Genomic DNA, 20,125 nt, shown 5'->3' with positions numbered 1-20,125 from the left:
CAGCAGATGTGCGCTTCAGGCCACGCCCTTCGGGTCATTCAGGCTGGCCCGCACTCGTTGTTGCGCTTTTTCGATGGATGGACATACACCTTCAAAAGCACGCCTAGATTGCGAACCAGCCTGAAAGACTGAGTACGCAAGGAGTTTTTCAGAGGTTCCTTAATACCAATGCGGTGCCATGTCGCTTTGCGCCCAACGAAAGAAGTCGTATTCCAGCCGTGAAATACCACCCGGATAGAGGTGCTCGATACGCTGAAGTGTTGGGCGCTGGTGGGTTTTCTCCAGGTCCTGAAGCATTTGTCGCAGGGTGGCGCGGCCCACGGGTTTGGACATGAGAAAAGCGGTAGTGGCCCAGGCAACCGTATAGGGAATGGCGTTTAGCTGGTGGGCCATTTTTCGCCATTGCGCATCGTCCATGGAAAGGTACTGGCGCAGGGTGATCAGCCGTTCCTGTTCAATCCAGGTTTGTACCCGCTGCTGGGCATCGTCCAGTGCGCTGATTTTCAGGCGGCCGTCCGGTTGCGTTTCCAGGGTCTGGAAATACTGTGCCAGGCCTTCTTGCAACCAGACCGGGGCCAGGGGGGATAACTGGTAAAGCAGCACATGACTGGATTCATGCAAAATTGTCTGGGCAACTTGCTGTTCGTTATCGGCCCACTGCCAGACCGCCACTTCGTTGGTGGCAGGAATAAAGACACCGGCATAATGGCGGCTGCTGGTGCCAATCCGGTCAACCATCCATTGTTGAAAGTCGTCCTGTTTTTCAATCAGGTAGAGGTTTACTTCCGCAGTGCCGTGCAGGTCCAGGCCGAAGTCCCGGCGGTAGCGCTGGTAAATATGGTTAATGTTATCCAGCGTTTGTTGCTGCAAGTCTCCGGACAGGGTGAAGTCCTGACGTTTGACGTTGATTTCGAGTTCTTTGAGTTGCGGGCTGATATCCGGGGTGACGGTCTGGGTTTGGGCATCTTCCGGCGGGCGGTCGCCAAAATGCAATTTGCCGTTGGCGTCACGCCATTGGAAAATTTCTGCCCGGGCGGCTCCGCCGAGCAGGAGGCTGAGGGTGAGTGCAAGCGCTAGAAATCGCAATGTTCATCAATCCATTTGCGGGTTTTTTTCTCATCCGCGGCAACTTCGTCTGCCGTTGCGCCGCGCCGTGAGCCGTCTTCTTCAATATATTCGAAAGGGCCTTTGAGCATTTTCAGGCGATCTTGTGCTTCCGCGCAGGGTTTGGCAAAACGTTCCTGGTGTTGTCTTCGAGCGGCTTCTTCGGCCTGGGCTTTTTCCCGGGCCTGGGTACGCTGGCTTTCCAGCAGGCGCTGGGTGCGGGCATGAATATCGCGTGCATCCTCCTGACCAATTTTGGGGGGAGCTTTCACGTCGAGAGTGTCATGTTGCTCTTTTGGCGCCTTGTCCCCGAATTGCCAATTTCCGTTGGCGTCTTTCCAGCGATAGATTTCTGCACTGGCAGACATGGCCGTCAGCGACAGAATTATTCCCCCGATTAATCTCATTATTCCCCCGAGTATCCGTCTCGTGTTGTGTGGTTTAGCTTCCCTGCAAGGCCAGTGAACGTCCCCCGTCCACGGCCAGTATCTGACCTGTTATAAATGGCGCGGCTGTGGCCAGCCAGTAAACCGTGTTGGCGATGTCATCCGGTTCGCCGCTGCGCTTGAGCGCGGTGGCATCCTGAATGGCCTGCTGGTTCATTTGCCCCGCCTCCGGCCACAGGATTGGCCCCGGTGACACGCCGTTGACGCGAATTTCCGGGCCTAGCTCCCGCGCCAGGCTTTTTGTCATCATCGCAAGTCCTGCCTTGGCCATGCAATACAGGGTGTGGGTTTGCAGCGGTTTTTCTGCGTAGACATCGACAATGTTGATAATGCAGCCGTGCTGTTGGCGCAGGGCCGGCGTCAGCTGCTGGCTGAGAATAAAGGGGGCGCGCAGGTTGCTGTGAATTAATTTGTCCCAGTCGGCGTCGTCGGCCTGATCAATGGGGGTGGGGTAGAAGCTGGAGGCATTGTTGACCAGCAGATCCATGCGACCGAAGCAGGCCAGGGCATCATGGGCCAGTTGCCTAACCTGGTCGGGCTTATCCAGATCAGCCTGAATAATCGCCGCGCTATCCGGGCGCGAGCTATTCAGGCTGTCCGCCAGAGCGTGAGCCTCTTGTGCGCTGTTGCGGTAATGAATGATTACCCGCATGCCATTGGCGTGCAGGGTGCGAACGATTTTTGCGCCGATGCGCCGGGCGCTACCGGTAATCAGGGCGACGGGGTCTGCCATGTTTTTTTAAACTCGCTCTTATAGTGGGAAAGTGCATGAATGCGGGCTTTTTCAATGGCCTCGCCCAGTGCCGGTCCTTCGATACCGCTCTGGCGCAGTGCGGCAACATCAATATTGCTGGCTGCCTGCGCCGCGCCACGCAGGTAATCCACCTGGGGGTAGGGGCGATCTTGCAAGCCGGTACGACCGCGAGCATCGGCTTCGCAGGAGAGAAGAAAATCCTCCACCCGTTCCGGTCGGCGTATTACGTCCAGCGTTTTCAGCAGCTTCCAGACTGTGGCGGGTTTCAGCTCCAGGGCCCGGTGGCAGTGGGTATGGTATTCCGCCACCAAGGCCGCCAGGGTGGCGGCGTCCTTGGGGACGCGCCAGCGCTTTGATACGGTTTTCGCCAGCCGGGCGCTACGAATTTCATGGGCGATATGCCGGGGCCATTCTTCCTCGGGCGTTTTGCCCTTACCCAGATCATGACAAAGCACAGCGTAACGGGCCGTCAACGGCAGGTTCAGTCGGCTGGCCTGTTCCAGGCACAGCCATTGGTGCATCAGGGTGTCCACTTCCGGGTGGTGGGCTTCCGGTTGGGGAACGCCATCCAATGCGGCCAATTCGGGGAACAGTTTTTCCAGCGCGCCACAGGCATGCAGCACCTGGAAAAAGACCTGGGGATCGCGTTCCATGAGGGCCCGGCTGGTTTCTTTCCAGACTCGTTCCGCCACCAGATAATCCAGTTCGCCGCTGTCACTGAGCTGGCGCATCAGTGTCAGGGTGTCGTCAGCGACGCGGAATCCGAGCCAGTAATAACGGGCAGCGAATCGTGCCACGCGCAATACCCGCAGCGGGTCTTCGGCAAAAGCGGGGGAAACATGCCGTAGCAAGCGGGCTTTTAGATCGACCTTGCCGTGAAAAGGGTCGACCACCTCGCCACCTTCTGAGCGCGCCATGGCATTGATGGTCAGGTCGCGGCGAATCAGGTCCTCTTCCAGGGAGACGTCGCTGGCGGCATGGAAGGTGAAGCCACCGTAGCCATGGCCGGATTTTCGCTCGGTGCGGGCCAGGGCGTATTCTTCCTGGGTGTCGGGGTGCAGGAATACCGGGAAATCCTTGCCCACGGGGCGAAACCCGTTGGCTTCCATTTCTTCCGGAGTGGCACCAACCACGACCCAGTCCTTTTCCGTCACGGGGAGGCCGAGCAGGGAATCCCGCACCGCACCGCCCACCAGATACACTTTCATCTTGTTTACCTGTGAGTTCTTGAGCAGAATGGTCGCATGCTTTCTATCGTACTGAAACTAAGGGGCTGAAGACGGTGCATCCTCGTCTCTGCTGGAGTTCATTTTTTTGTCTGACTGCGCTGGATGAGGCGCGGCATAGTTCGCTATGTGAGTCTCATCCAGCGCAGTCAGACGGAAAAAGGGGCCCAGCCCTTCGGGTTGCGCCTGAAAGAGCGGCACTCGTTGTTGCTCGTCGCTCATTTGGGCAAGCCAAACATCGCTCCTCGCGCCTAGATTGCCGCTCTTTCAGGCACAACAGAGGCGAGGATGCACCGACTTCAGCCCCTTACTCTTTGATGCTGGTCGTCGACCGCTGTGCACGCAAATGGCGTGCGCAGGGACGACGGCTGTGTGACTGAAAGTTTCAGTTATCAAAAAAGGCCGCAGCGTCCCCGACCCGCGGCCTTTTTTCGTTTTGGGGGTTTGCAGGTCGGTTTTAGTTGCGAGTTGAAAGTTCAAAGTTGAAAAGCGCGAAATAGGGCCTTGTCACTCATTGATCGTTATCGCCGCGCTGCATGATTAATAGAGCGAAATACTCGCCGTTTGCTTGCGGCGCGGTGAATGAGGTGTTCGGTTGGCTCCTGTCTTGATCGCGCCTTTCAACTTTGAACTTTCAACTCGCTCCTCTCAAACCTAGGAGAACGACATGCCAACCCTGGCAGCGTATTTGATCGTGGTGGCGGTGTGGGCAACCACGCCGTTGGGGATTAAATGGAGTGGTGAGGCCATGGCGCCACTGGCGGCAGCCGGTGTGCGTATGGGCATCGCTGCGCTGCTGGGACTGGGCTGGTTGTGGATGAAACGCCAGCCGTTGCCGCTGCATCGCCGGGCGCAGCTCAGCTATCTGGCGTCCCTGCCGGGTATTTTTGGAGCCATGGGCTGTAGTTATATGGCGGCGGCGCACCTGCCTTCCGGGCTGATCTCGGTGATTTTTGGCCTGGCGCCGTTACTTTCCGGGCTGATGCTGCAAGGCTTGCCGGGTGGGGTACGGCTCAATCGCTGGCATTGGAGTGCCTGCCTGATCGGCCTGGCCGGATTGGCATTGGTATTTGATGACAGCCTGCATGTGCTGGTTGCCGGGCAAGGCATGGGGGACCGGGGCGTCGGTTTGCTGTGGATGCTCAGCGCGGTGACCCTGTTTGCCGGCAGTGGCATCGCCGTGCAACGTGTGGCCGCCGGGCTGCAGCCCATGCAGCAAACCGTGGGTGGCTTGCTGTTGTCGTTACCCTGCTACGCCGTCGGCATGTTGATTACCGGGCAGACGTTGAGTTTTAGCGGTGACTATCGGGGCCTGTCCGCCATCCTGTATCTGGCGGTGTTTGGCTCGCTGTTGGGTTTTTACTGCTACTACCAGGTGCTGGCGCGCTTGCCTGCGGCCACCGTGGCGCTGGTGACGCTGATAACACCGGTGTTGGCGCTGTCGCTGGGTAGCCTGTTCAACGGCGAAAGCCTTGGTGCTTTGGTGCTGGCAGGCGCTGCATTGATTGTGCTCGCGTTGTCGCTTTTCTTGCTGGGGGATCACAAGGTGCGCCGCCAGCTGAAGCAAATGGCAGAGTCAGAGGCAGCCGCTACCCCGGATCCGGTGCCGTGATGTCTGCCTGGCCCGGATCAGGAAATAACGGTGGGCGGTGGCATGCTGAATTCGTTCAGTACGCTGCCGTGCTCAACACTCTCCAGGCGGACCTCGAACTGCCACAAACGGTGCAGATGGCGTAGCACCTCCTGGGCACTGTTCTCATCCAGGGGGCGGCCGCTGCTGCGTTGGTGGCGTAAGGTCAGTGTGCGGTCGCCGTGCACATTGGCGTTGACCACCTGGATGTTGGGTTCCTGAATGCTCAGGTTGTATTGCTCGGCCAGCGCATCACGGACCTTGCGGTAACCCTGTTCGTTATGAATGGCGCCCACTTCCACGTAGTCGTTACGGTCATCGTCGGCGATCTGGAAAAACTTGAAGTGGCGAATCAGGCGTGGCGACAGGAACTGCTGAATAAAGCTCTCGTCCTTGAAACTTTCCATGGCGAATTTCACCGTGCTCAGCCAGTCGGAGCCGGCAATTTCCGGGAACCATTCCCGGTCTTCATCGTCCGGGGTTTCGCAGATGCGGCGGATGTCCTGGAACATGTTGAAGCCCAGGGCGTAGGGGTTCATGCCGCTGTAGAAGGGCGCAGTGAATGGCGGTTGGTAAATGACCTGGCTATGGTTCTGGAGAAATTCGAGCATGAAGCCGTCAGTGACTTTTCCCTGGTCGTACAGATCATTGAGCAAAGTGTAGTGCCACAGACAGGCCCAGCCTTCGTTCATTACCTTGGTCTGGCGCTGGGGGTAAAAGTATTGGGCCATCTTTCGCACGATACGGATAATTTCCCGCTGCCAGGGCGCCAGTAAGGGTGCGTTTTTTTCAAGAAAGTAGAGCAGGTTTTCCTGGGGCTCCGCTGGAAAGTGCGGGGGCTCCTCGCGTAATTGAACGGCAGGCTGTAACTGCGGAAAAGTGCGCCAGAGTTCTGAGATCTGTTTCTGTAGTGACGCTTCCCGTTCCCGTTGCCGGCGTTTTTCCTCCACGGCGGAAATGGGCGAAGGGCGCTTGTAGCGGTCCACCCCGTAGTTCATCAGTGCATGGCAGGAATCCAGGGTTTCCTCCACGGCCTTGACGCCATGGCGTTGCTCGCAGTCCGCAATATAGTTTCGGGCGAACACCAGGTAATCAATGATGGACGAGGCATCCGTCCAGGTTTTGAAAAGATAGTTGTTCTTGAAGAATGAATTATGCCCATAGCTGGCATGGGCGATGACCAGCGCCTGCATGGTGATGTTGTTTTCTTCCATCAGGTAGGCAATGCAGGGGTCGGAGTTGATTACGATTTCATAGGCCAGGCCCATATGCCCGCGCCGGTAACGGCCCTCGACTTCCACGAACTGTTTGCCGAATGACCAGTGGTTGTAGCCTACCGGCATGCCCACGGAAGAATAGGCATCCATCATTTGTTCAGAGGAAATGACCTCGATCTGGTTGGGGTAGGTGTCTAGGCCGTATTTGTTATGGGCCAGGTCCGCAATGGCTTCGTCGTAGCGGGCCAGTAATTCAAAATCCCAGTCAGAGCCCTCTGAAAGAAACATGTTCAGGTCTCCATGCGTTTTTTGAACAGCTCGCGAAATACCGGGTAAATCTCCCCGGGCTCATCAATCTGGGCCATGGAAAAGGCAGACGGGTGCCGCTGCATAATGTTCTGGTAGTGGTCCCAGAGCGCCTGGTGGGCCCGTGGCATGACCTCGACGTAGGAAAAGTACTGCAGCTTGGGAAGCAGCTCGTCTTCGATCAGTTTGGCGCAGGCGGGAGAGTCATCGTTCCAGTTATCACCGTCGGAGGCCTGGGCGGCATACAGGTTCCATTGGTCAACCGGATAGCGTTCATTAATGATATCGCGGGTCAGTTTCAAGGCGCTGGATACGATGGTGCCGCCGGTTTCCCGGGAGTAGAAAAACTCCTCCTCGTTCACTTCCTTGGCACTGGTGTGGTGGCGAATAAAGACCACCTCGATGTGCTCGTAGTTTCGCTCAAGAAACAGGTAGAGAAGCAGAAAGAAGCGTTTGGCCAGGTCTTTCATGTCCTGATTCATGGAGCCGGACACATCCATGATGCAGAACATGACCGCCCGGCTGACCGGCACCGGGACTTTGACATGATGGTTGTAGCGCAGGTCCACCGTGTCCAGAAAGGGAATGCGTTCTACCCGGCGTTCCAGCCGGGCGATCTGTTCATCCAGCTCCTGCAAGCGTGCTTGCCGTTGTGGCGACTGATCCTGTTCCAGCAGTGCATCCCGCTCGGCTTTCAGGGTGCGTATTTTTTTGCGCGTGGCGGCGGTGAGGGCGCGGCGGCGCATGGAGGCCTGGCGCATGGAGCGGACAATATTGATCTTGGCGGGCATGCCCTGGCTGACGATGCCGCCGTGACGATGTTGAAAGATCTGTGCACCTTCCAGATGACGCTTGAGCAAATTGGGCAGCTCCAGGTCTTCAAACAGGAAATTCAGGAACTCCTGTTTGTCGATTTCGAAGGCGAATTCGTCGTTGCCCTCGCCCTGATCACTGGCCTGGCCCTCGCCGGGCCCGCCTCCGCCGCCACCGTCCGGGCGGCGAATGCGGTCTCCCTGATGAAATTCCTGGTTGCCCGGGTGGACGATGCTGCGTTGCCCGCCGGGGCCGTGATGGAAAATGGGTTCGGACAGGTCCTTGCGGGGAATGCTTATCCGCTCGCCTTGCTCCATGTCCTTGATGGAACGGCGGCTGACCGCATCGTTGACGGCATCGCGAATGTGCGAACGATAGCGGCGCAGGAAGCGCTGCCGGTTAACGGTGCTTTTGCGTTTGTCGTTCAGGCGGCGATCAATGATGTAGCTCATGGGCTTCCTCCAGAAGCAGCTTCAGGCGACACGCTTGACGCAACAACGTGGGTGGGACTTGGGCGTTTTTTGACGTTGTCTCCGCGATCGCGCCAAGGCGTAGAGAGAGCAATGCGTAACGCTAAAACCGTTATGTCGTGTTGTTGCGTGTTACGTGAAGCATGCTGCGTCTCCTGTTGCTATTGCGCCTTACGCACCCGCAGGTACCACTCGGAAAGCAGGCGAACCTGTTTCTCTGTGTAGCCGCGGGAGACCATGCGTTGCACGAAGTTATTGTGTTTACGCTGGTCGTCCTCGCTGCCTTTGGCGTTAAAGGAAATGACGGGCAGCAGGTCTTCGGTGTTGGAGAACATTTTCTTCTCGATCACATCGCGCAGTTTCTGGTAGCTGAGCCAGCTGGGGTTCTTGCCGTGGTTGTTGGCGCGGGCACGAAGGACGAAGTTGACCACTTCGTTGCGGAAGTCCTTGGGGTTGGAGATGCCGGCCGGTTTTTCGATTTTTTCCAGGTCTTCATTGAGCGCCTGGCGGTCGAATATTTCACCGGTATCCGGGTCGCGGAACTCCTGATCCTGAATCCAGAAGTCTGCATAGATGACGTAGCGGTCGAAAATGTTCTGGCCATACTCGGAATAAGATTCGAGATAAGCAGTCTGGATTTCCTTGCCGATGAACTCTACGTAGCGCGGCACCAGGTATTCCTTGATAAAGCGACGGTATTGTTCTGATTTTTCCTGCGGGAACTGTTCCTGCTCAATGCGCTGCTCGAGCACATGAATCAGGTGCACCGGGTTGGCCGCTACCTCCGAGTGGTCGTAGTTGAATACCTTGGAGAGAATCTTGAAAGCAAAACGGGTGGAGAGCCCGGCCATGCCCTCATCCACGCCGGCCATGTCGCGGTACTCCTGCATGGATTTGGCGTGGGGGTCCACGTCTTTCAGGTTCTCGCCGTCATAAACGCGCATCTTTGAATAAATGCTGGAGTTCTCCGGTTCTTTCAGCCGGGTAAGTGTGGAGAATTGTGCAAGCATGTGCAGGGTATCCGGGGCGCAATGGGCATCGCGCAGGCTGGAATTGCGCAGCAGTTTGTCGTAGATCTGCATCTCTTCGGTGACGCGCAGGCAATAGGGCACCTTGACGATATAGACCCGGTCGATAAAGGCTTCGTTGTTCTTGTTGTTGCGGAAGCTATGCCACTCGGCTTCGTTGGAATGCGCCAACACCATGCCATCGAAAGGGATGGCGCCCATGTGCTCGGTGCCGTTGTAGTTTCCTTCCTGGGTGGCCGTCAGTAGTGGGTGCAACACCTTGATCGGTGCCTTGAACATTTCCACGAACTCAAGCAGGCCCTGGTTGGCCCGGCACAGCCCCCCGGAAAAAGCGTAGGCGTCCGGATCATCCTGGGAGAAGTCTTCCAGCTTGCGAATATCCACCTTGCCCACCAGGGCGGAAATGTCCTGGTTGTTTTCATCACCGGGTTCGGTTTTGGCCACCGCGATCTGGTCGAGAATGGAGGGGTAGCGTTTTACCACGCGAAACTGGCTCAGGTCGCCGCCGAATTCATGCAAACGCTTGACCGCCCAGGGGGACATGATGGTGCGGATATAACGGCGGGGAATACCGTATTCCTCTTCGAGGATGGGGCCATCTTCTTCCGGGTTGAATAATGTCAGTGGCGAGTCGTTTACCGGGGAGCCTTTGAGGGCATAGAAGGGCACTTTCTGCATCAGCGCCTTGAGCTTTTCGGCCAGGGAGGATTTGCCGCCACCCACCGGCCCAAGCAGATAAAGAATTTGTTTCTTTTCTTCCAGCCCCTGGGCGGCGTGCCGGTAGTAGCTGACGATGTTTTCGATGACGTCTTCGAGTCCGTAGAACTCGTCGAAGGCGGGGTAGCGGCGGATAATCTTGTTGGAGAAGATGCGTGACAGGCGCGGGTCCTGGGCGGTATCGACCATTTCCGGTTCGCCGATGGCCATCAGCATGCGCTCAGCGGCAGTGGCGTAAGCGCTGGGGTCGTTCTTGCACAGTTCCAGGTACTCTTCCAGCGACATTTCTTCTTGCTGGGTCGCATCAAACCGGGCCTGGTAGTGGCTGATTATACTCATGCCTGCTTCCTCCTGGCGGAACGCACATTGTCACAACAAAACTACATGAAGGGTTTTTCCTTTATCGATAAAAGTCAGTCGGCTATGGCGTTAAGAAAGGGTGAAACGGGCTGCGCGTCATTGCCGCCTGAACGCATGTCTTGGCTTTAGCATGGAACCAAACGGCGGAACAAGTCAAAGAAAAGCGGGCAACTTTTTTTAAAAAAATGACGAGGTGTCGGTAACGTTGACCAGGCGTATTGCCGGGTCGCAGGGGCAGGTTTTCCCGCAGGTATAAGGTCGCCCGCAGATGGCAGACAGATGGTAGAGAGAAACGACTCGTGGTGCTTAACGACGGATTAGCAGTCGCACTGGATGCGTACCTGATCGTCCAGGCGCAATGCTGTCAAAGTGCCACCCCAGACGCAGCCGGTATCCAGTGCGTCGACCTTGTCGACTCCGCTGTGGCCTTCCAGGGCAGCCCAGTGACCGAACAGGATGCGGGTGTCGGTGAGCACCCGGCGGGGGTGCAGGAACCAGGGCATGAACCCGGCGGGGGGCTGGTCGGGCTCGCCTTTGCTGGTCAGGTCCAGCTTGCCGGCCTGATCCACGAAGCGCATGCGGGTGAAGTGGTTGGTGATCACCCGCCAGCGGTCCGTGCCGCTGAGTTGTTCGTCCCAGCCGGCGGGGGTGTTGCCGTACATATGGGTGAAGAAGGCGTCGGCGGCGTCGCTGCGGAGCACCGTTTCCACCTCCGCCGCCCGCTGGCTGGCCTGCTCCAGTGACCACAATGGCGGGATGCCGGCGTGGGTCATCACCGCATTGTGTTCCGGCAGGGGAATCAACAGCGCTTGCTGTTGCAGCCAACCCAGCAGTTCGGCGCGATCCGGTGCGTCGAGGATCTCGCTGAGGGTGTCCTTGCGTTTGCTGTGGGTGGTGCCGTTGGCCACCGCCAGCAGATGCAGGTCGTGGTTGCCCAGCACGGTATGCACGTTGTCACGCAGGGCGTGGACGCGGCGCAGGGTGCCCAGCGAGTCCGGCCCCCGATTGACCAGATCCCCGGCCAGAAACAGGCGGTCACGGTCGGCGTTGAAGCCGATTTTCCCCAGCAGACAGTCAAACGCGCCCAGACAGCCCTGCAGGTCACCAATGGCGTAGTCGCTCACAAGGCGCCTCCGGTGATAAGCCGGACGCAGGATGCCTGATGCCTGACGCTCCCGCTGTGGCGGGTTTGAAAAATGATGGCCGGAACGGCCATGCGTCGGGCGTCAGGCCTTGGGCATCCTGCGTAATCAATGCAACGCATGCGGTACCGCAAGGGTGAAGGCGGGGATTTGTGCGTCAAAGTGGATGCCATCTTCGCCAATCATCTGGTAACTGCCACGCATGCTGCCCACTTCGGTTTCCAGGATGGCGCCGCTGGTGTAGCGGAAGGTCTGGCCGGGGGCGATATGGGGCTGCTCGCCGATGACGCCTTCGCCGTGGACTTCCTGTACGCGCTCGTCACCATCGGTGATCACCCAGTGGCGGGTGAGCAGGCGGGCGCTGACGGCGCCCTGATTGTGGATGCTGATGTGGTAGGCAAAGACCCAGCGATCGCTTTCTGCGTCGCTCTGGTCTGGCAGGAATTCGGTTTCCACGGATACGCGGATGTCGTGGCGGGAGTCGCCGTTGGCGGTATCGCTGTTGCCTTGTTCGGTGACGCTCATGGCGTGCTTTCTCCCTTGTCTTCGTCGGCGTTCGGGCGGCTGATGTTCGCCAGTGCCACATAATCGGCCACGGACAGCTGGTCCGGTCGCAGGCCGGCATCAATGCCAAGCGCTTCGAATTGCTCGGCGCTAACCCAGGATTTTAACCCATTACGGATAGCCTTGCGCCGCTGTGTGAAGGCCTGGGCCACCAGTTTGCGCAGGTGGTCTTCGTCATCCGCCGGATGCGGCGGGCTGGCGTGGGGGATCAGCCGGACCACGGCGGAGTCCACCCGGGGAGGAGGGCTGAATGCCTCCGGGGGGACAAAGAACAGGTAATCCGCCTGACAGTGATACTGGACCATGATCGACAGCCGCCCCCAGTCGCGGGTGCCGGGGCTGGCGGTGAGCCGTTCGACAACTTCCTTTTGCAGCATGAAGGTCATATCGCTGATGGCGTCGGCCTGGGCCAGCAGGTGAAAGATCAGCGGGGTGGAGATGTTGTAAGGCAGGTTGCCGATCACCCGCAGGGGCTTGTCCGCCGGTTTCAGGGTGCGGAAATCAAATCGCAGGGCGTCGCTTTCGTGAATGGTCAGCCGGTCGGGGGTGTTTTCCTGGCGCAGCAGGGCGATCAGGTCCCGGTCCAGCTCGACCACATGCAAATGCGGGATCTCTTCCAGCAAGGGGTAAGTCAGGGCGCCCCGGCCCGGCCCGATTTCCACCAGGGTGTCGCCCGCCTGCAGGCCCAGGGTGCGGATCATGCGGTCGACCAGGTTGCGGTCGTGCAGGAAGTGCTGGCCAAAGCGTTTGCGGGTGCGGTGTTCTGTCATAGCGGGTCTCAGGTCGGGGCCGGGTGGTGTGTCTTGTCCGTGTTTTATCAATGCGCAATCAGCGCAGCCTCAGGCATCAGATTGCGCTGAGGCCAGCGCCAATGCCTGGCGCGTGGCGGCGATCAGGCTGCCGGCGCTGGCGGTGCCACTGCCTGCCAGGTCGAAGGCGGTGCCATGGTCCACCGAGGTGCGTATGAACGGCAACCCCAGGGTGATATTGATGGCTTCGCCAAAACCGGCGTATTTGAGCACCGGCAAGCCCTGGTCATGATACATGGCCAGTACCGCATCGTGCTGTTCCAGTAGATGTGGCTGGAAGGCGGTGTCGGCGGGTAGCGGGCCGGTGAGGGCCATGCCCTGGGCGCGCAGCTGTTCCAGCGTGGGGATGATCACATCCAGTTCTTCGCGCCCCAGATGCCCGCCTTCGCCGGCATGGGGGTTGAGCCCCAGTACCATGATGCGAGGCTCGGCAATCCGGTATTTGCCGATCAGATCGTCACGGACAATGGTCAGGGTGCGTATCAGGCTCGCCGGGGTAATCGCCGCCGGTACCTGACTCAGGGGCAGGTGAGTGGTGGCCAGGGCCACCCGCAAATCCTGCTTTTGGGCCGGGGCGATGAGCATCATCACCACCTGCGCCACCCCCGCCTGTTCAGCGAGAAACTCGGTGTGCCCGGTGAAGGTGGGGTCGGCGCCCTCACAAATCACATTCTTGGCCACCGGGGCGGTGACCATGGCCGAGAAGGTGCCGTCCAGGCAGCCCTGGGCGGCGCGGGTGAGCATGGTGAGTGTGCCGCTGGCGGTGGCCGGGTTCGGCTGGCCAGCGGTGACGCTGGCGCCGGCGGGCGTATGCCAGACCGGCAGGCAGCCCCCGGGGAGTGGCTGGCCGGGTTGCCAGTCGCCCAGTGGCACGGTTATGCCCAGTTGTTGCGCCCGATCGCTCAGCACCTGGCGATCGCCGATAACCACCAGCGGGGCGTCGGCAAAGGCGTCAGGCAGGGTGAGAACCAGATCCGGCCCGATGCCTGCGGGATCACCATAGGTGATGGCGATAGGTGATGGCGGCGCGAGAGACATGGGTTAGCAGAATGCCTGAGGCCGGGCCCCGGACGCCAATGCCCTCTCCCTGTCCCTCTCCCGCAAACGGTAGAGGGCACCCTCACCCTTTAGACTCTCTAGCTTGTGCTGGAAGGAATGGCGTTGCGCTTTGGCACTGCCAAGCGTTGTCAGGCATCCGGCGCTAGGCGTCAGGCGTTCCGTCATAGCCGGATATCCACATAGGATTCGCTGCGTTTTTCCTGCACCCAGGTTTCCAACTCTTCTTCAAAGCGGCGTTTCTGCAGGGCTTGAGTGGCCTGCATGCGGCGGAATTCGGCGCTCATGTCCGCATCGCGCACGTCATCCACGCGCAGGAAGTGCCAGCCGAACTGGCTTTCGAACACCGGGGACAGCTCACCCACGGGGGTGTTGAGCATCATGTCTTCGAATTCGGGGACCATTTCGCCTTTGTTGACCCAGCCCAGTTCACCGCCATTGCGGGCGCTGCCCGGGTCGTCGGAGAATTCAGCGGCGGTCTCGCTGAACTGGCGGCTGCCAGCGGCGATTTCGTCGTGGAGCCGTATCGCCTGCTTGTGGGCTTGCTCGGCGCTGGTCAGGGCGTCGGTTTTGATCAGTACATGGCGAACCTGATATTGCGTCACCACTTTTTCGGCGCCGCCCTTGCGGTCGATCATCTTCAGAATATGGAAACCCGCACCGGAACGCAGTGGCTCGGAAATCTCGCCTTTATTCAGGTCGATGGCATTTTCCGCAAACAGGGTGGGCCATTGGGCCGCCGGGCGCATGCCCAGATCGCCGCCTTCCAACGCTTTGGGGCCATCGGATTCGGCCACCGCCAGTTGCTGGAAGTTACCACCGTCATTGAGTTTTTTGACGATGCTTTCGGCTTTGCTGCGGGCCTGGGTGATGTCCTCCGGGCTGGCTTCAGCCGGTACGCGGACCAGGATGTGGCCCAGGTGGAAGTCTTCCTGGAACATCTGTTTGCCCATTTCCGAGTTCAGGAAGCGATCCACTTCCCGGTCGGTTACCTGAATGCGAGAGGCGACGCTGCGTTGTTGCAGGCGGGAGATCACCATGTCTTCGCGAATCTGTTCGCGGAACTGGGGCCAGTCGTAGCCGTCTTCGCGCAGGGCGGTGGCAAAGTCTTCCAGGCTCATGCCATTCTGGCGGGCGATGCCGGCCAGGGCCTGGTTGAGGCTGGCGTCGTCGACCTTGATGCCGGCCCGTTCGGCCAGTTGCAGCTGCAGGCGCTCCAGCACCATGCGGTCGAGCACCTGCTCGCGCATCACCGCCGGGGGCGGCAGCTGCTGGCCTTTTTCCTGAAACTGCAGGGCGATGGTGTTGATCCGCTCATCCAGCTCGCTGGCCATGATGGCGCCGTCGTTAACCACGGCGACAATGCGGTCGAGCATCTGCACCTTGGCCTGGCTCCAGGCCGGCACCATCAGCACGGCCATGGCCAGTAGGCCAAGCAGGGTGTGTCTGGCATGCAGCGTGCGGCGTGCAGCGTGCTGCGTTCTATCAATCATACTGTCTCCTGTATCCCGGAATGCTGCGCTCCAGCAGGGAATCCACCTGGCCGCCAAAGCCGCCCAGGCCGATCATCTGGATCTGGAACCAGATGGTGCTGTCCGCCTCGAGGTTGCCGTCGCCGTTGTCATCCACCAGCTCGCGCTGGCTGAGCAGTCGCAGCTTCCAGCAGCAATTACGGTATTCGGCACCGGCCATGGTTTCCAGTGTGCGCTGGTTGTCCAGGTCGTACATCCAGCGGCCAACCAGCCGCCAGTGTCGGTGAACCGGCAAAATAGCGCTGACTTCCGATTCGCGGATGTCGTCTGCCGGGCGGTCGTGATAGCCCAGGTTGACGACGCGGCGCTCCCGGTCGTTATAGCCGATCTGGAAGTTGGACCGTTCGCGCTTGTTCTCTTCGGTATCCCACTGGGCTTCTGAGTAGAGGTACCAATCGCGTGCAAAGTTCCAGCGGGCGTCGCCGATAACCGGGGTCTGGTCGTCGGTGGGGTCTTCCACGGCCCGGTCGGTAATCACTTTGCGGTCTTCAAAATAGAAGCCCTGGGCCACGCGCAGGCGTAGCTGCTCGCGGCCGGTGCCATCATGCAGGAAGCGGCTGGTCAGGCCTACCGCCAATTTTTCTTCGTCGCCAATACGGTCGTAACCGATGAAGCGGTTTTCCCGGAATAGGGAATTGTAGGAGAAGGTCAGCTCGCCGGAATCGAAGTTGGGGAGTTCGCTCTGGTCTTCGTAGGCCACCTTGTTGAGGAACAGGCGCGGTTCCAGCGTTTGGGTATAGGTAGAGCCGAACCAGTTGCCGGGGCGCTCGAAGAACAGGCCGGAGTCCAGGCTGGCGCCCCAGGTGGTCATGTCCGGGCTGTCTTCAGCATTGGCGTCCACGTTATCGAGCTGGTATTGGGTGTGGTACAGCCGGGTGCGGGGTTCTATATACCCCCAGGGTTTTTGCAGGCGCATGGTCAGGGCCGGGGCCATGTGGCCACGCAGGCCGGTGGCTTTGCCGCTGTCGTCGGAGTCACTGCGGTCGAAGGCGGTAACGTCGGACAACCACAGCCCTTTTACCGGGCCGTAGAGTGTCGGGTCGCCGGTGAGTTGCAGCTGGGGCAGGCGCCGGTAGGGCAGGTCGGCGTCGTCCAGGGTCGGGTCGATGGTCTGCCAGGATTGCAGCCGGCCCAGTACCTGCCAGGTGCGCCCGTAGTAGCGGGCTTCTGCCAGCCGGGGCAGGTGGGTCTGGGAGCTGATTTCCAGCCCGGTATCCAGATCCTTGAAGTAGAAGTCATCGGAGACATAGGTGAAATCGGTCTCCAGGCTCCAGCGGTTGATGTTGCCGTTATGCGTCCAGCGGCCCACCTGGCGATTTTCGTTGTCGAACTTGCGGTCGTTGAACAGCACGCCATAGCTGAGGCTGCCTTCGCCCCAGCGGGACAGGTAGCGGAATTCGCTGTCCACGCCGCTGCCCCGGCCGTCGATATAGCGGGGGGCGATGGTGGCGTCGAACTGCGGGTGCAGGTTCAGGTAAATGGGCTGGGAGATATCCAGCCCGCCACTGTCACCCACGGACAGGGTCGGGAACAGCAGGCCGCTCTTGCGCCGGTCATCAATGGGGAAGGTCATCCAGGGCAGCCAGAAAATCGGCATGCTCTTGACCTTCAGCACCACGTTGTTGGCTTCACCCCAGCCCTTGTCCCGGTCCAGAAAAATACGGTCGCCCTGCATCACCCAGCCGTTGGAACCGGGGGCGCAGGTGGTATAGGTGCCGTTGGTGATGGTGGTGGTGTTCTGGTTCAGGAAGATATAATCGGCGTTGCCGCGGGCGCCATTGTCGAACATGGAGTAACGCACGCCTTGCAGGCTACCTTCCTTGCGGCGGGTCTGGCCGCTCATGTTGTCGGCAATAAAGGTGGCGCGGTCACTTTCCAGGCGCATGCCACTTTCCAGCTCGAACTTGCCGGTGGCTTGATCGAGCTCGGCAATGTCGGTGGTAATACGACGGCCGGGCTGTTCAATCAACACATCGCCATCCAGTTTAATCAAGCCGTCCTGGGTAAGCGTGGAGTGATCGGCGGTCACCACGGTATCGCTGCCCGCTACGGGGGTGCCGATACTGGGGTTATAGTAGATGCCACCGCACCACTCGGGTATCGGGCGCTGCTGCACGGCAGGGAACGTGGCCATCTCTTCGCGGTCAACCCAGTTCAGGTCGTTTTCCGCAAGGCTGGCCCCTGAGGCAAGCAGCAGGGCAGGAATCAATAATCGTGGTATGGGCAGTGGCATCAGCTGCTCAGAACAGGTAAAAAGGCCGCTTTATGGCGGGCGGGCTTTCCGTCCACCAAAAGCGGCAGTGTAATCGAACAAGGAAGGCAATGCAGCCTGATAAAAGTAAATCTGAAGCAAGCCCGGACCCGAGAAAGCACGCTCTTGACCAGTGGGTAAGCGCTTACCTTGGTGAGCCTGTGGCCGGTGAACCTGCGTCAGCGGACGCCAGCTTCCGCCGCTATTTCCGTTATTTTCACGGCGATACTAGCCTGGTAGCCATGGATGCCCCGCCGGAACAGGAAGATTGTCGCCCCTTCGTGGATATTGCCGAGCGCCTGAAACAGGCCGGCCTGCACGTGCCGGCCATTGTTCATCAGGATTTGCTGCAGGGCTTTTTGCTGCTCAGTGATATGGGCACGCAGACCTGGCTGACCGCCCTGACCGAAGCCAATGCCAACGACTGGTACAGCGCTGCCATCGATGCCCTGATTACCCAGCAATTGCATACCGATACCACCGGCTTGCCGCAGTACGACGAAGCGTTGTTGCAGCGGGAGCTGGAACTGTTTCCGCAGTGGTACCTGTTCCGCCACCGCGAAAAGGTGGTGACCGGGGAACTGCGCCAGCGGCTGGACCGGGTGTTCGACGTGCTGATTCGCTCTGCCCTGGCGCAGCCCCAGGTGTTTGTGCACCGCGACTATATGCCGCGCAATTTGATGGTGTCTGAGCCGAATCCCGGGGTGATCGACTTCCAGGATGCGGTGGCCGGGCCGATCAGCTATGACGTGATCAGTCTGTTCAAGGATGCCTTCCTGAGCTGGCCGGAAGAGCGGGTGCTTAGCTGGCTGCGCGAATATTTCGACAAGGCCAGGGCGGCAGGCTTGCCGGTACCGGCGTCCTTTGAGGACTTCCTGCGCGATTGCGATTTGATGGGCGCCCAGCGCCATCTCAAGGTGATCGGTATTTTTGCGCGTATCTGTCATCGCGATGGCAAGCCCAAGTACCTGGGCGATGTGCCCCGTTTCTTTGCCTACCTGCGCACGGTCATCGCCCGTCGCCCGGAGCTGGTGGACCTGCAATGGGTGTTGGACCAGATCGAGGATAACGAGTGAAGGCGATGATTCTGGCCGCCGGCTACGGCAAGCGCATGCGGCCACTCACCGACCACACCCCCAAACCGTTATTGCAGGCCGGTGGTAAGGCTCTCATCGAATACCACATCGAGGCCCTGCGTGATGCCGGCATCGAGTCCCTGGTGATCAACACCGGCTGGTTGGGGGAAACCCTGGCCGCCACACTGGGCGACGGCGCTCGCTACGGCATTCCCATCGTTTACTCCCACGAAGGCACGCCGCTGGAAACCGCCGGGGGCATCAAGCGCGCGCTGCCGTTGCTGGGTGATCAGCCCTTTGCGCTGGTCAACGGCGATATCTGGACCGATTTTGACCTGTCCCGGCTGGTGGAGGACCACCCGGACCCGGTGCATCTGGTGCTGGTGGATAACCCGGCACACCACCCGCAAGGGGATTTTCATCTGACAGACGCCGGTCGGTTGCGCGATAATGCCGAGCCCAGGCTCACCTACGCAGGGATTGGCCGCTTTGATCCCGCCGTGTTTGCCAGCCTGCCCGACGGCGAAGCGAAACTGGCGCCGCTATTGCGGGCGGCCATGGCGGAAGATGCCGCCAGCGGTGAACACCACCGTGGCCAATGGTGGGACATCGGCACCCCGGAACGCCTGGACGAACTGGATCGATTGTTGAATAGCGCCGGAATGACAGAAGCCATTCCGGGAGAGTGACGAGTTTCGAGAAGCGAGTATCGAAAGGACAAACCACAGCCTTGGATCTTGCTTTTCGCAACTCGAAACTCGCCACTCGCAACTGTTTTTATGAGGATGCCCCATGCCCAAGCAGGACTATCTGATCGCCCCCTCCATCCTTGCCGCCAACTTTGCCCGTCTTGGCGAAGAGTGCGACAACGTACTGGCCGCCGGGGCGGACGTGATCCATTTCGACGTGATGGACAACCATTACGTGCCCAACCTGACCATCGGCCCCATGGTCTGCAAGGCCCTGCGCGACCATGGCATCACCGCCCCCATCGACGTGCACTTGATGGTCAGCCCGGTGGATGAACTGATCAGCATGTTCGCCGAAGCCGGCGCCAGCTATATCACCTTCCACCCGGAAGCCAGCCAGCACGTGGACCGCTCCCTGCAGCTGATCAAGAGCTACGGCTGCAAGGCCGGCCTGGTGCTCAACCCGGCCACTCGCCCCGACTGCCTGGAATACGTGATGGACAAGCTGGACATGATCCTGCTGATGAGCGTGAACCCGGGCTACGGCGGCCAGAAATTCATTCCTTCCACCCTGGACAAGACCCGTGCCGTGCGCCAGCTGATCGACGCCAGCGGCTATGATATCCGCCTGGAAGTGGATGGCGGCGTCTCCGAAAAGAATATCCGTGAAGTCGCCGCCGCCGGCGCCGACACCTTCGTGGCCGGCTCCGCCATCTTCGGCAAAGACGACTACGCCACCGTCATCCAACAAATGCGCGAAGAGCTGGCCCAGGCGTAAGCGACACCCAGCGCTCTCCTGGATGGGAAACGAAATGCTCCTCGCCGCTGGCACTGGCGATGTAGGAGATTCTATGTTGTCCACCCCAGTCTTCATGAGGCAGGGGCCGGCTGATAGTCGGTGCCATTTTTCATGAGCGCGAAGGCGATACGAACGA

Annotated in this window: 17 protein-coding genes; 4 read left to right on the top strand and 13 right to left on the bottom strand. The window is 59.6% G+C overall.

The window, feature by feature from the left end; genetic code table 11:
* Window positions 1–159 precede the first annotated feature (159 nt).
* From COA55_RS16470 to COA55_RS16455, 4 genes are read right to left on the bottom strand one after another with little or no spacing between them, the layout of a single operon-like run.
* Complete coding sequence (locus tag COA55_RS16470; RefSeq protein ID WP_290503022.1) at window positions 160–1,086, bottom strand: DUF4124 domain-containing protein; 927 nt, start codon at window positions 1,084–1,086, stop codon at window positions 160–162.
* A complete protein-coding gene (locus tag COA55_RS16465) occupies window positions 1,074–1,511 on the bottom strand; it encodes a DUF4124 domain-containing protein (protein ID WP_290503021.1) in 438 nt (145 codons plus the stop codon). The genes COA55_RS16470 and COA55_RS16465 overlap by 13 nt, the downstream gene beginning before the upstream one ends.
* A 34-nt stretch (window positions 1,512–1,545) precedes the next feature.
* Window positions 1,546–2,283, bottom strand: coding sequence for a pteridine reductase (locus COA55_RS16460; RefSeq protein ID WP_290503020.1), 738 nt, complete (start codon window positions 2,281–2,283; stop codon window positions 1,546–1,548).
* Window positions 2,262–3,512 (bottom strand): multifunctional CCA addition/repair protein, encoded by a 1,251-nt coding sequence (locus COA55_RS16455; protein ID WP_290503019.1) that lies wholly within the window; start codon window positions 3,510–3,512, stop codon window positions 2,262–2,264. Before COA55_RS16455 ends, COA55_RS16460 begins: the two co-directional genes overlap by 22 nt.
* Window positions 3,513–4,197: 685 nt before the next feature.
* Between COA55_RS16455 and COA55_RS16450 the strand changes: the two genes are divergently transcribed.
* Window positions 4,198–5,142 carry an EamA family transporter gene (locus COA55_RS16450; protein ID WP_290503018.1) on the top strand — a complete coding sequence of 315 codons (945 nt, stop codon included), beginning with the start codon at window positions 4,198–4,200 and terminating at the stop codon, window positions 5,140–5,142.
* 17 nt (window positions 5,143–5,159) lie between these two features.
* Here COA55_RS16450 and COA55_RS16445 read toward each other — a convergent pair whose 3' ends face one another.
* From COA55_RS16445 to COA55_RS16405, 9 genes are all read right to left on the bottom strand, one after another.
* On the bottom strand, window positions 5,160–6,665 hold the full coding sequence (locus COA55_RS16445) for a SpoVR family protein (protein ID WP_290503017.1): 1,506 nt from the start codon (window positions 6,663–6,665) through the stop codon (window positions 5,160–5,162).
* A 2-nt stretch (window positions 6,666–6,667) separates the two neighbouring features.
* A complete protein-coding gene (locus COA55_RS16440) occupies window positions 6,668–7,948 on the bottom strand; it encodes a YeaH/YhbH family protein (protein WP_290503016.1) in 1,281 nt (426 codons plus the stop codon).
* Between the two features lie 179 nt (window positions 7,949–8,127).
* On the bottom strand, window positions 8,128–10,050 hold the full coding sequence (locus COA55_RS16435) for a PrkA family serine protein kinase (RefSeq protein ID WP_290503015.1): 1,923 nt from the start codon (window positions 10,048–10,050) through the stop codon (window positions 8,128–8,130).
* A gap of 338 nt (window positions 10,051–10,388) precedes the next feature.
* Window positions 10,389–11,195 (bottom strand): symmetrical bis(5'-nucleosyl)-tetraphosphatase, encoded by an 807-nt coding sequence (locus COA55_RS16430; RefSeq protein WP_290503014.1) that lies wholly within the window; start codon window positions 11,193–11,195, stop codon window positions 10,389–10,391.
* A gap of 126 nt (window positions 11,196–11,321) precedes the next feature.
* Window positions 11,322–11,738, bottom strand: coding sequence for a Co2+/Mg2+ efflux protein ApaG (apaG, locus tag COA55_RS16425; RefSeq protein WP_063519736.1), 417 nt, complete (start codon window positions 11,736–11,738; stop codon window positions 11,322–11,324).
* Complete coding sequence (rsmA, locus tag COA55_RS16420; protein WP_063519737.1) at window positions 11,735–12,547, bottom strand: 16S rRNA (adenine(1518)-N(6)/adenine(1519)-N(6))-dimethyltransferase RsmA; 813 nt, start codon at window positions 12,545–12,547, stop codon at window positions 11,735–11,737. The genes apaG and rsmA overlap by 4 nt, the downstream gene beginning before the upstream one ends.
* 69 nt (window positions 12,548–12,616) lie before the next feature.
* The gene (gene pdxA / locus COA55_RS16415) at window positions 12,617–13,624 is read right to left on the bottom strand and encodes a 4-hydroxythreonine-4-phosphate dehydrogenase PdxA (protein WP_290503013.1); all 1,008 of its coding nucleotides are present in this window, start codon (window positions 13,622–13,624) and stop codon (window positions 12,617–12,619) included.
* Window positions 13,625–13,806: 182 nt separating this feature from the next.
* The gene (locus COA55_RS16410; RefSeq protein WP_290503012.1) at window positions 13,807–15,135 is read right to left on the bottom strand and encodes a peptidylprolyl isomerase; all 1,329 of its coding nucleotides are present in this window, start codon (window positions 15,133–15,135) and stop codon (window positions 13,807–13,809) included.
* Complete coding sequence (locus COA55_RS16405; protein WP_290503011.1) at window positions 15,128–17,407, bottom strand: LPS-assembly protein LptD; 2,280 nt, start codon at window positions 17,405–17,407, stop codon at window positions 15,128–15,130. The genes COA55_RS16410 and COA55_RS16405 overlap by 8 nt, the downstream gene beginning before the upstream one ends.
* Before the next feature lie 89 nt (window positions 17,408–17,496).
* Here COA55_RS16405 and COA55_RS16400 point away from each other — a divergent pair, with 89 nt between their 5' ends.
* The 3 genes from COA55_RS16400 to rpe all read left to right on the top strand — a co-directional run bounded on the left by COA55_RS16400 (window position 17,497) and on the right by rpe (window position 19,968).
* Complete coding sequence (locus tag COA55_RS16400) at window positions 17,497–18,501, top strand: phosphotransferase (RefSeq protein WP_290503010.1); 1,005 nt, start codon at window positions 17,497–17,499, stop codon at window positions 18,499–18,501.
* Window positions 18,498–19,190, top strand: a complete 693-nt coding sequence (murU, locus tag COA55_RS16395; protein ID WP_290503009.1) for an N-acetylmuramate alpha-1-phosphate uridylyltransferase MurU — start codon at window positions 18,498–18,500, stop codon at window positions 19,188–19,190. Before COA55_RS16400 ends, murU begins: the two co-directional genes overlap by 4 nt.
* A gap of 103 nt (window positions 19,191–19,293) precedes the next feature.
* Window positions 19,294–19,968, top strand: coding sequence for a ribulose-phosphate 3-epimerase (gene rpe, locus COA55_RS16390; protein WP_290503008.1), 675 nt, complete (start codon window positions 19,294–19,296; stop codon window positions 19,966–19,968).
* Window positions 19,969–20,125 lie beyond the last annotated feature (157 nt).

This window comes from Alcanivorax sp. (assembly GCF_002733835.1).
Taxonomy (GTDB): Bacteria; Pseudomonadota; Gammaproteobacteria; order Pseudomonadales; family Alcanivoracaceae; genus Alcanivorax.
The sequence above is the reverse complement of the archived record's forward strand: the minus strand, read 5'-3'. Positions and strand labels throughout refer to the sequence as shown.

What these genes read in the sequence shown, in the direction of transcription:
- COA55_RS16445 (WP_290503017.1), bottom strand. Translation starts at nt 6,665, where the DNA reads ATGTTTCTTTCAGAGGGCTCTGACTGGGATTTTGAATTACTGGCCCGC.
- COA55_RS16410 (WP_290503012.1), bottom strand. Translation starts at nt 15,135, where the DNA reads ATGATTGATAGAACGCAGCACGCTGCACGCCGCACGCTGCATGCCAGA.
- COA55_RS16465 (WP_290503021.1), bottom strand. Translation starts at nt 1,511, where the DNA reads ATGAGATTAATCGGGGGAATAATTCTGTCGCTGACGGCCATGTCTGCC.
- COA55_RS16435 (WP_290503015.1), bottom strand. Translation starts at nt 10,050, where the DNA reads ATGAGTATAATCAGCCACTACCAGGCCCGGTTTGATGCGACCCAGCAA.
- COA55_RS16450 (WP_290503018.1), top strand. Translation starts at nt 4,198, where the DNA reads ATGCCAACCCTGGCAGCGTATTTGATCGTGGTGGCGGTGTGGGCAACC.
- apaG (WP_063519736.1), bottom strand. Translation starts at nt 11,738, where the DNA reads ATGAGCGTCACCGAACAAGGCAACAGCGATACCGCCAACGGCGACTCC.
- COA55_RS16460 (WP_290503020.1), bottom strand. Translation starts at nt 2,283, where the DNA reads ATGGCAGACCCCGTCGCCCTGATTACCGGTAGCGCCCGGCGCATCGGC.
- COA55_RS16400 (WP_290503010.1), top strand. Translation starts at nt 17,497, where the DNA reads ATGCAGCCTGATAAAAGTAAATCTGAAGCAAGCCCGGACCCGAGAAAG.
- rsmA (WP_063519737.1), bottom strand. Translation starts at nt 12,547, where the DNA reads ATGACAGAACACCGCACCCGCAAACGCTTTGGCCAGCACTTCCTGCAC.
- COA55_RS16455 (WP_290503019.1), bottom strand. Translation starts at nt 3,512, where the DNA reads ATGAAAGTGTATCTGGTGGGCGGTGCGGTGCGGGATTCCCTGCTCGGC.
- COA55_RS16440 (WP_290503016.1), bottom strand. Translation starts at nt 7,948, where the DNA reads ATGAGCTACATCATTGATCGCCGCCTGAACGACAAACGCAAAAGCACC.
- pdxA (WP_290503013.1), bottom strand. Translation starts at nt 13,624, where the DNA reads ATGTCTCTCGCGCCGCCATCACCTATCGCCATCACCTATGGTGATCCC.
- COA55_RS16405 (WP_290503011.1), bottom strand. Translation starts at nt 17,407, where the DNA reads ATGCCACTGCCCATACCACGATTATTGATTCCTGCCCTGCTGCTTGCC.
- rpe (WP_290503008.1), top strand. Translation starts at nt 19,294, where the DNA reads ATGCCCAAGCAGGACTATCTGATCGCCCCCTCCATCCTTGCCGCCAAC.